The following is an 8,137-nucleotide window of genomic DNA, read 5'->3' as shown; positions in this document are numbered from 1 at the left end:
TGCTGCTCTCAGACTGGGGCGCCGGATGCTGAGAGGCCATCGCGATGATCTGACCGGTTGTTCGAGGTGCCCTTCAGTCGCGACGGGCTCTACCGGTAAAGCCCGTCGCGACTGAAGTCGCTCCCACAAGGTGCAAGAGGTCCGTAATGGTCGTTGGCTTGGGCACACCCGCCGCGCGCGGCTTGATCGGCGCATTCGCGATGCCATTGCCGGAGCGGGCGGACGCGGCCGCAACCGCCCGCCACCGCCGGACGCGCGCCGGCCTCACTCAGGCGGGGCCTGCACGTCCACTGTCACTTCCAGCACGTCGTGGCGCCAGGACTCGATGTCGAATTCCACCGCGCGGCCGTCGGCGGCGTAGCTCACCCGCTGCAGCCGGAAGCACGGCGTGCCGGCGGTGGACTGCAGCAGCGCGGCCTGCTCGGCGACCAGCGTGGCCGGGTACATCGACAGCCGGCTGCGCGCCTGGCGCAACCCGAGCCGTTGTCCCAGCACCGCGCTGAGCGAGCCGGCCAGGTCGTGATCGAGCAGGGTCGGCGCCCATGCGGCGAGAATCGCATTGGTCTCCAGCAGCACCGCGCGGCGGCCGATCCAGCGCCGGCGCTGCAGCACGAATACCTCGGCCCCGGCATCGTCCAGTTCCAGGTGCCGCGCCAGCGTCGCGCCGGCCGGCTGGCGGCGCGCGCCGAGCAGTTCGGTACGCGGCGTGCCGCCTTGCGCGGCGACGTACTGCATGAAGCCGGCGATGCTGGTGGGATCGTGGCGCACGCGCGCTGCGCTGACGAACCAGCCACGCCGGTTCTCGCGGTAGATGTAGCCTTCCGATTCCAGTTGCTGCAGCGCCTCGCGCAAGGTGATGCGGGTGCAGCCGAACAGCGCGGCCAGTTCGCGTTCCACCGGCAGGCGCTGGTCCGCGGCCCATTCGCCGCCGACGATGCGCGCGAGCAGTGCATCGACGATGCGCTGGCCGAAGCCGGCGGCGGGATTCAACGGCGTGGGCATGGGGTCTCCGTGGCGGTGCTGCACTGTTCTTGCCCATGGTCGCAGGCAACGATGCTGGTGGGAGCGGCTGCGGTCTCGACAGGCCTCGCTTGCAAAGCCCGTCGCGGCGGACGACCCGGGCCATCCGCAGCCGCTCCCACAACGCTCCGCTCACTGCAATGCAGAGTCGAGAGGCTCCAGCATAGCGATGCCGCGCGCGCTCGTGGCACTGCGGCGCGACCGGCACGCCGGGCTAAGGCAGGCTGACGTGCATCGTCTGCGCTTCTTGCGCGCCGGTCACGACGATCGTCCCGGCCTGCACGCCGACACCGGCCTGCGTGGATCGCAGCGCATGCGGATGCGCCGGCTCATGGCAACGGCTGCGCGGCGACGGCGCGCCGCAGGTCCGCCCGCCACAGCCGCAGGCCGTAGATCGCCAGCACCACGAAACCGGCGTACAGCGCCGCGGTGGGATACAGCCCCTTGTAGACGAAGACGCCGACGTAGACGCAGTCCAGCACGATCCACAGGGTCCAGTTGGCGATGCGCTTGCGCGCCGCCCAGAAGCTGGCGACCAGGCTGAAGGCGGACAGCGCCGCGTCCAGCCAGGGCAGCGCGGCATCGGTATGGCGATGCATCAGCCAGCCCAGCGACAGCGCGCCGGCGGCGCCCGCCAGCAGCGACAGCGCCGCTTCGCGCCGCGGCAGCGGGCCGACCTGGACCTTGCCGTGCTCCAGCCGGCCCTGGCTCCAGCGCCACCAGCCGTAGCCCTGCAGGAACACGTAGACGCCCTGCAGCAGCATGTCCGAGTACAGCTTCCATTGGTAGAACAGCCACGCGTACAGCAGCACCGCGACGACGTTGACCGGCCAGCACCAGCGCACCCGGCGTGCGGTCAGCCAGACGCCGAGCACGTTGACCAGCACAGCGAGGAGTTCGAGAGGGGACATTGTTGGAAGGCCGGGATTGGGGATTGGAGATTAGGGATTGGAGAGGTTCCGCGAGCGCGAAACAATGCGCTCGTTTGTGGGAGCGCTTCAACCGCGACGGGCTTTCCAGGAAGTCCTGTCGCGGCCAAGGCCGCTCTTAAGACAGTGACGCTCCGTGTCCTGCGCTTGGCTTTTACGAATCCCCAATCCCGATTCCCCACTCCCGGCCCTTGTGGGAGCGGCTTCAGCCGCGACAGGCATTCCAGGGAAGTCGGGTAGCGGCTAGAGCCGCTGCTGCGACAGCGACGATTCGTGTTCTGCTCCCGGCCTTTACGAATCCCCAATCCCGCATCCCCACTCCCGGCCCTCAAAAATCGAACTGCAGCGCCAGCCGCGCCGTGCGCGGCGCGCCCAGGAACAGATAGTCGTCGCCCATGTAGTCGCCGACGTCGCGCCAGTAGCGCTTGTCGGTGAGGTTGTCCACGCTTAGCCGCAGCGTGGTCGGCAGCGTGCCCAGCCGCGTCGCGTAGCGCGCGCCCAGGGTGTAGACGGTGTAGCCGCCGACGGCGACGCGGCCGCTGCGGTCGGCGTACTTGGCGCCGCTGTACTGCGCGCCGCCCAGCAGCGCCAGGCCGCTCGCCCCGGGCACGTCCCAACTGGCCTGGGCGCTGGCGCGCAGCCTGGGCACGTTCAAGGCCTGGTGGCCTTCGTAGGCCGGCGTGCCGGTGTCTTCGGCGCGCGCGCGGATGCCGGCGACGCTGGCCTGCAGGTGCAGCCGCTCGCCGATCGCGCCGTCGGCCGACAGTTCGATGCCGCGGTTGTGCAGGCGGCCCTGCTGCACATACAGGAAGCTGCCGTCGGCCTGCGGCTGCGCATACTGATAGGCCTGGCGGATGTCGAACACGGCCGCACCCAGCGCCAGGCCGTCGCGCTCGTATTTCAGGCCGGCTTCGGTCTGGTAGGCGCTGGTCGGGGCGAGGATCGCATCGGCGTTGCTGGCGAACCACGACGCGGTGCCGCCCGGCGCCAGGCCCTTGGCGAAGCTGGCGTACAGCGACAGCGTGTCCCGCGGCTTGAACAGCAGCGCCGCCTGCGGCAGCAATTCCGAACGGCGGGTGTGGCGGGTCAGCGCGCCGTCGCGATCCCAGGCGCGCTCGTCGTAGCGCACCTGGCGCGCACCCAGCAGCAACTGCCAGGCCTCGCCGATGCCGATGCGGTCGCTGGCCAGCAGCGACTGCTGGGTGCTGTCCAGGCGCCGGCGCTTGGGGCCGAGTTCGGCGTCGGCCTGGGCCAGCAGCGGCGGATCGGCGTCGATAGTGCCGCTGCCGATCCATTCGTTGATCGAGCCGTGCTGGTCGATGGTGCGCTGCAGGTAGTCCACGCCGATGTTGAGCTGGTGCTGCAGCGCGCCGGTGGCGAACGTGCCGGACACGGTCGCCTGCACCTGGTCGTTGCGGCGCGTGTCGTCGGGGCTGCGGTAGTCGTAGAGGTCGTAGTCGCCTTCGCGGCTGAAGTAGTTGGGGATCGCGTCGCTGGCGCAGCTGGCCGCGCCGTAGCAGCCCCAGGCGAAGCTGGAATAGTCGTCGATCACCGCGCGGCTGTGCGCTGCCGCCAACTGCGCGCGCCAGGCGTCGTTGAAGCGGTAGTGATAGCGCAGTTGCGCGTTGAGCGAGTCGATGCCGACCGGCTTGGACCAGGGCTGGTAGGCCAGCAGCCGGTGCACCGACACGTCGCCGGGCACGCGCTCGCCGCCGAGCAGTTGATAGCCGGGCACCGAGCGCTGTTGCCGGTCCTGGTATTCCACGTCCAGCTGCAGCGCCGATTGCGGATCGATGTTCCAGTCCGCGGCCAGCGACAGGAAATTGCGGTGGCCGTCGGCATGCTCGACGTAGCTGCGGATGTCCTCGTGCGCGGCGTTGACGCGCAGCCCGAACTGGCGGTCGCGGCCGAACCAGTCGCCCAGGTCCAGCGCGGCGTAGCGGCCGCCGTCGTCGTCGGTACCGAGCGTCAGCGTGCGCACCTGCTGCGGGCGCTTGGTCGTGTAGTCGATCACCCCGGCCGGCTCGGTGAGGCCGGACTGCAGCCCGGACAGGCCCTTGAGCACCTGCACCTGCTGCTTGTTCTCCAGCGCCACGTTCTGCTCGCCGGTGACGGTCAGGCCGTTGATGCGGTAGCTGTTGGCGGCGTTGAGCGAATAGCCGCGCACCACGAAGTTCTCGTAGTAGCCGATCGGCGCATAGCTGTCGCCGACCGAGGCGTCGGCGCGCAGCACCTCGCTGAGCACGCGCACCTGGCGGTCGTCCAGCTGCGTGCGGTCGATCACCCCGATCGAGGCGGGCGTGTCCAGCAGCGCGGCGTCGCCGTAGCCGCCCAGCGTGGAGCGGTTGCGCGGCTGCTCGCCCTGCACATTGACCGCGTCCAGTTCGACCGGCGTCTGCGTGTCCGCATCGGCGGCGCGCGCCGGTGCGGCGGTCGCGGCCAGCGCCAAGGCCAGGGCGAGCGGCGCGAGTGCGGGGAAGGCATGGGACATGGGAGAACCTCTAAGCGGGAGACGGAACGGAAAGGACGGATGCCGCTGCGCGCGGGCAACGGCGGAAACGTGGGCGGGCGCGCTGCCGGCAGCGCGGCGCGGCATGCGCGCGCACCGGGCGCGCCGGCGCGCGCGGCAGCGAACGCGAAACGCTCATCGCGCGGCGTCCGCGTGCCGCTGCAATTGCCGCAGCAGGCGCTGGCCTTCCTCGCCGCCGAACCAGTCGGCATGGCCGAGCAGGTAGCGGCGATAGGCGATCTCGGCGTTCGCGTCGGAGCCGGTGATGCCGGCGAAATAGTCGATCTCGGCGAGCGCGAAGTCGGCATGCGCGATCGGCAACAGCGCGGCCAGCAGGCGCAGCTGCGCCGCGTCCAGCGGCAGCAGCTGCGCGTAGCCGTGCAGCAGCGCGCCGAGCTGGTCGAGATCGGCGGGCGCGCGGCCGCCGATGTCCAGGTCCAGCCACGGCACCAGGTTGCGTTCGATCGCGGTGGCCAGGTCGAACAGCGCGAAGTTGCGGTCGGCCAGGCCGAAATCGAACACCGCGCTGACCTCGCTCGCCGCGCCGTGGCCGCGCCACAGCAGGTTGGAGGCGTGCCAGTCGCCATGCGTCCACAGCGGCGGCGCTGGCGTTCGCAGCAGCGGCCAGGCGCGCGCGTGCCAGGGCAGCAGATGCCGGCGCAGGTCGCCGCGCCAGTCGCGCCGCTGCAGCCAGGCGGCCAGCGCCGGCCGCGCGCGCAGGTCCTGCTGCAGCGCCTGCAGCGGATCGGCGCCGCCGAACAGGCGCAGGTTGGCGACCAACTGGGTGGTGCTGCGCGGCGGCGCCGTGTAGCCGGCGGCGGCCTGGTGCAGCAGCGCGAGTGCGCGCCCGGCGGCCTGCGCATGGGCGGTGTCGGCGAACGGCCGCCACGACGCCGTGTCGCGGTACAGGTCTTCGCCCGCGGCGGCGCGCTGCACTTCGTAGGTCCAGTCGCCGAGCGCGATCGCGCTGGTGCCGTCGGGCGCGCGCAGCAGTCCCGGCACCGGCATGCCGCGTGCGCGCAGGTGCTCGATGAAACGGTGCTCCTCGTCCAGCGTGCGCGTATCGCGCAGCCTGCGGTGATGGCGCTTGACGAACAGGGTGCCCACGGAAGTCTCGACCTCGGCCGCGGCGGAGAACGGGCGCGGGCTGTGCCAGCGCAAGGCGTGGACCGCGTCGGGCAAGCCCATGTGCCGCAACAGCGCGTCGACCTCGTCGCTGCGCAGGGGCGGCCAGTCCGCCGCGGCCGGGGCCAGGCTCATGCCGTGGATCTGGTGCGCGCTCATCGGGCCTGTCCCGGCGGCGGGAACGCAGGCGTGGCGTCGCAATGGCGCGGCGCTTCGCGCCTTTCGGGCGTTGGTCTAGACCAGTGATGCGGAGGTTTGCGGCTGCGGCCGACGGTGACATCGGTCGAAAAGCGGCGACGCTGCCGGGCCATCGGCATGCACGGCCGCCAGCGAACTGGGCGGCCGATGCATCTCGATCCTGGCGGCAGCGCGCGGTAGTGGGCGCTAGCCGTCATCTACACCGCGCAAGGCATGGAACCGGAGATTCTACCGCGTCGGCGCGGCGCCCACGCCGCCGAATCGCCGCGCGCGAACGCCGGCCAGGTGCGACGCCTTCTGCGCGCGCGGCTTTGCCCGGATAATCGGCGCATGAGCGAACAGCAGATGGCCGTGGTGGTGGTGACCTACGAGAGCGGCAGCACCATCGACGCCTGTCTGCAGCGGCTGCGCGCGGCGGCGGACGTCGCCCAGATCCGCGTGGTCGACAACGCCTCGCGCGACGACACCCTGGCGATCGTGCAGCGCCACGCGCTGGAGGATCGGCGCGTGCGCTTCATCGCCAACCCCGACAATCCCGGGTTCGCCAGCGCCTGCAACCAGGGCGCGGCGGCCAGCGATGCGCCGTGGCTGGCGTTCGTCAATCCGGACCTGATGGTGGAGGCCGACACGCTGGCGCTGCTGCGCGCGCAGGTCGCCGCGCTCGGCGACGCGCTGCTCGGGGTCGAGCAGGTCGACGAACACGGCCGCGCCGACGCCGCGGTGCGCCGCCGCGATCCGGACTTCGCGGCGATGCTGCGGCATCCGCTGGCCGGTTCGCGGTTGGCGCTGGCGGCCGATCCGGCGCAGCCGTTGCAGCGCGTGGACGCGATCTCCGGCGCGCTGATGCTGCTGCCGCGCGCGCTGTTCGACCGCATCGGCGGCTGGGACGCCGGCTACCGCCTGCATGCCGAGGATCTGGACCTGTGCCGCCGCGCGCGCCAGGCCGGGGCCACCGTGGCGGTGTGCAACCGCCTGCGCGTGCTGCACGTGCGCGGCGTTTCCAGCCGCAAGCGGCCCTGGTTCGTGGAATGGCACAAGCACCGCGGGCTGTGGCGCTATTTCCGCAAGTTCGAGGCGCCGGCGCGCACCGCGCCGGTGCGTGCGGCGGTGTGGGCGGTGATCTGGCTGCACGCCTGGGTGACCTTCGCCAGGCTGTGTTGGCGCCGACCTGGCTGAACGCAGCACCAGGCTGGTGCGTGCGCTGCCGCAGGCTGTATGCGTGATGAGCAATTCATTTATCGCGTGATTTGAATCACACAGGAAAGGTGCTACGTTCCTGTCGCGGTTCCGCTACGGAATCGTTTCCTGCTCCCTGTTCCAGGGGCCCCCCCTCCAGGAAACAATTGCGATGAACCAGTCGTACGGCGAGCGCCCGCGCTCGTGGTCGCGCGTATGCGCGACTCCCTCTTCCGTGGCCGGCGATGGCCGCGCCCGGCACCGACCTGACCGGCGCGCACGCAGGCTGTTGACGCTGGCGCTGGGCCTGGCCGCACTGGCGACCGGACCGTGTTTCGCCGGGGCCTGGGTGCAGGACGACGGCGCCGCGCTGGCGATCCTCAAGGCCAGCCATAGCGACGGCGGCGCGGTCTACAACAGCCACGGCCAGGACCAGAATTTCCCCGATGCCGGGCGCAGCCGCCAGGACCAGCTGAATCTCTATGCCGAGTACGGGCTGAGCGCGGACCTGACCCTGGTCGGCAACTTCTATTTCAGCAAGGTCGGCTATCGCAACGACAGCGGCTACGGCAACCAGCACACCACCGGCTGGGCCGACCAGGAAATCGGCCTGCGCTACCGCCTGGATCCGGACGGCCGCGACGGACCGTGGCAGGGCGCGCTGCAGGTGCTGGCGCTGATCCCCGGCTACAGCCGCCAGGGCGCCGACGATCGCGACCATCCGGCGCTGGGGCAGGGCGACTACGGCGCCGAACTGCGCTACAGCGTCGGCCGCGGCTATCGGGCCGGCAACCACGACGGCTACGTGGACCTCGGCGCGGCGGTGCGCCTGCGCGGCGGCGACTCCGCCGACGAGGCGCGCCTGGACATCAGCAGCGGCCTGGCGCTGGCGCCGCGCTGGATGCTGATCGGCGAACTCAACGTGATCCAGGGCCTGGGCAACGGCAACGGCCCCAATCCGGTCTACGCGCCCGGCACCCCGATCCGCGGCAACAACTACGACCTGACCAAGCTGCAGGCCTCGCTGCTGCACACGCTGCCCGGCGGCACCCAGGTGCAGCTCGGCTACCAGCAGCCGGTGGCCGGGCGCAACACCGGCGGCGCGGGTGGCCCGTTCGTCGCCGCCTGGTGGCGGTTCTGACGTGGCCGCGGTGAACCATCCGGCGACGAGCCGCACCGC

6 protein-coding genes are annotated in these 8,137 nt (G+C 71.2%); 2 read left to right on the top strand and 4 right to left on the bottom strand.

Features of this window, described 5'->3' with window-relative positions; genetic code table 11:
• Positions 1-264 precede the first annotated feature (264 nt).
• From JR064_RS20505 to JR064_RS20490, 4 genes are all read right to left on the bottom strand, one after another.
• On the bottom strand, positions 265-1,002 hold the full coding sequence (locus JR064_RS20505; RefSeq protein ID WP_191825455.1) for a UTRA domain-containing protein: 738 nt from the start codon (positions 1,000-1,002) through the stop codon (positions 265-267).
• Positions 1,003-1,349: 347 nt separating this feature from the next.
• Complete coding sequence (gene pnuC, locus JR064_RS20500) at positions 1,350-1,931, bottom strand: nicotinamide riboside transporter PnuC (RefSeq protein ID WP_206230957.1); 582 nt, start codon at positions 1,929-1,931, stop codon at positions 1,350-1,352.
• A gap of 346 nt (positions 1,932-2,277) precedes the next feature.
• Positions 2,278-4,440 carry a TonB-dependent siderophore receptor gene (locus JR064_RS20495; protein WP_206230956.1) on the bottom strand — a complete coding sequence of 721 codons (2,163 nt, stop codon included), beginning with the start codon at positions 4,438-4,440 and terminating at the stop codon, positions 2,278-2,280.
• Between the two features lie 153 nt (positions 4,441-4,593).
• A complete protein-coding gene (locus tag JR064_RS20490; RefSeq protein WP_206230955.1) occupies positions 4,594-5,742 on the bottom strand; it encodes a phosphotransferase enzyme family protein in 1,149 nt (382 codons plus the stop codon).
• Between the two features lie 369 nt (positions 5,743-6,111).
• Here JR064_RS20490 and JR064_RS20485 point away from each other — a divergent pair, with 369 nt between their 5' ends.
• Together JR064_RS20485 and JR064_RS20480 are read left to right on the top strand one after the other, a co-directional pair.
• Positions 6,112-6,957: a glycosyltransferase family 2 protein gene (locus tag JR064_RS20485; protein ID WP_206230954.1), complete on the top strand. Its 846-nt coding sequence runs from the start codon at positions 6,112-6,114 to the stop codon at positions 6,955-6,957.
• 172 nt (positions 6,958-7,129) lie between these two features.
• Positions 7,130-8,098 carry a hypothetical protein gene (locus JR064_RS20480; protein WP_206230953.1) on the top strand — a complete coding sequence of 323 codons (969 nt, stop codon included), beginning with the start codon at positions 7,130-7,132 and terminating at the stop codon, positions 8,096-8,098.
• Positions 8,099-8,137: the final 39 nt, after the last annotated feature.

It is taken from the genome of Xanthomonas bonasiae (assembly GCF_017163705.1).
In the GTDB taxonomy this organism is placed as follows: domain Bacteria; phylum Pseudomonadota; class Gammaproteobacteria; order Xanthomonadales; family Xanthomonadaceae; genus Xanthomonas_A; species Xanthomonas_A bonasiae.
The sequence above is the reverse complement of the archived record's forward strand: the minus strand, read 5'-3'. Positions and strand labels throughout refer to the sequence as shown.

Excerpts from the sequence above, each read along its gene's own strand:
- JR064_RS20480 (WP_206230953.1), top strand. The coding sequence starts at position 7,130 with ATGAACCAGTCGTACGGCGAGCGCCCGCGCTCGTGGTCGCGCGTATGC.
- JR064_RS20490 (WP_206230955.1), bottom strand. The coding sequence starts at position 5,742 with ATGAGCGCGCACCAGATCCACGGCATGAGCCTGGCCCCGGCCGCGGCG.
- JR064_RS20495 (WP_206230956.1), bottom strand. The coding sequence starts at position 4,440 with ATGTCCCATGCCTTCCCCGCACTCGCGCCGCTCGCCCTGGCCTTGGCG.
- JR064_RS20485 (WP_206230954.1), top strand. The coding sequence starts at position 6,112 with ATGAGCGAACAGCAGATGGCCGTGGTGGTGGTGACCTACGAGAGCGGC.
- pnuC (WP_206230957.1), bottom strand. The coding sequence starts at position 1,931 with ATGTCCCCTCTCGAACTCCTCGCTGTGCTGGTCAACGTGCTCGGCGTC.
- JR064_RS20505 (WP_191825455.1), bottom strand. The coding sequence starts at position 1,002 with ATGCCCACGCCGTTGAATCCCGCCGCCGGCTTCGGCCAGCGCATCGTC.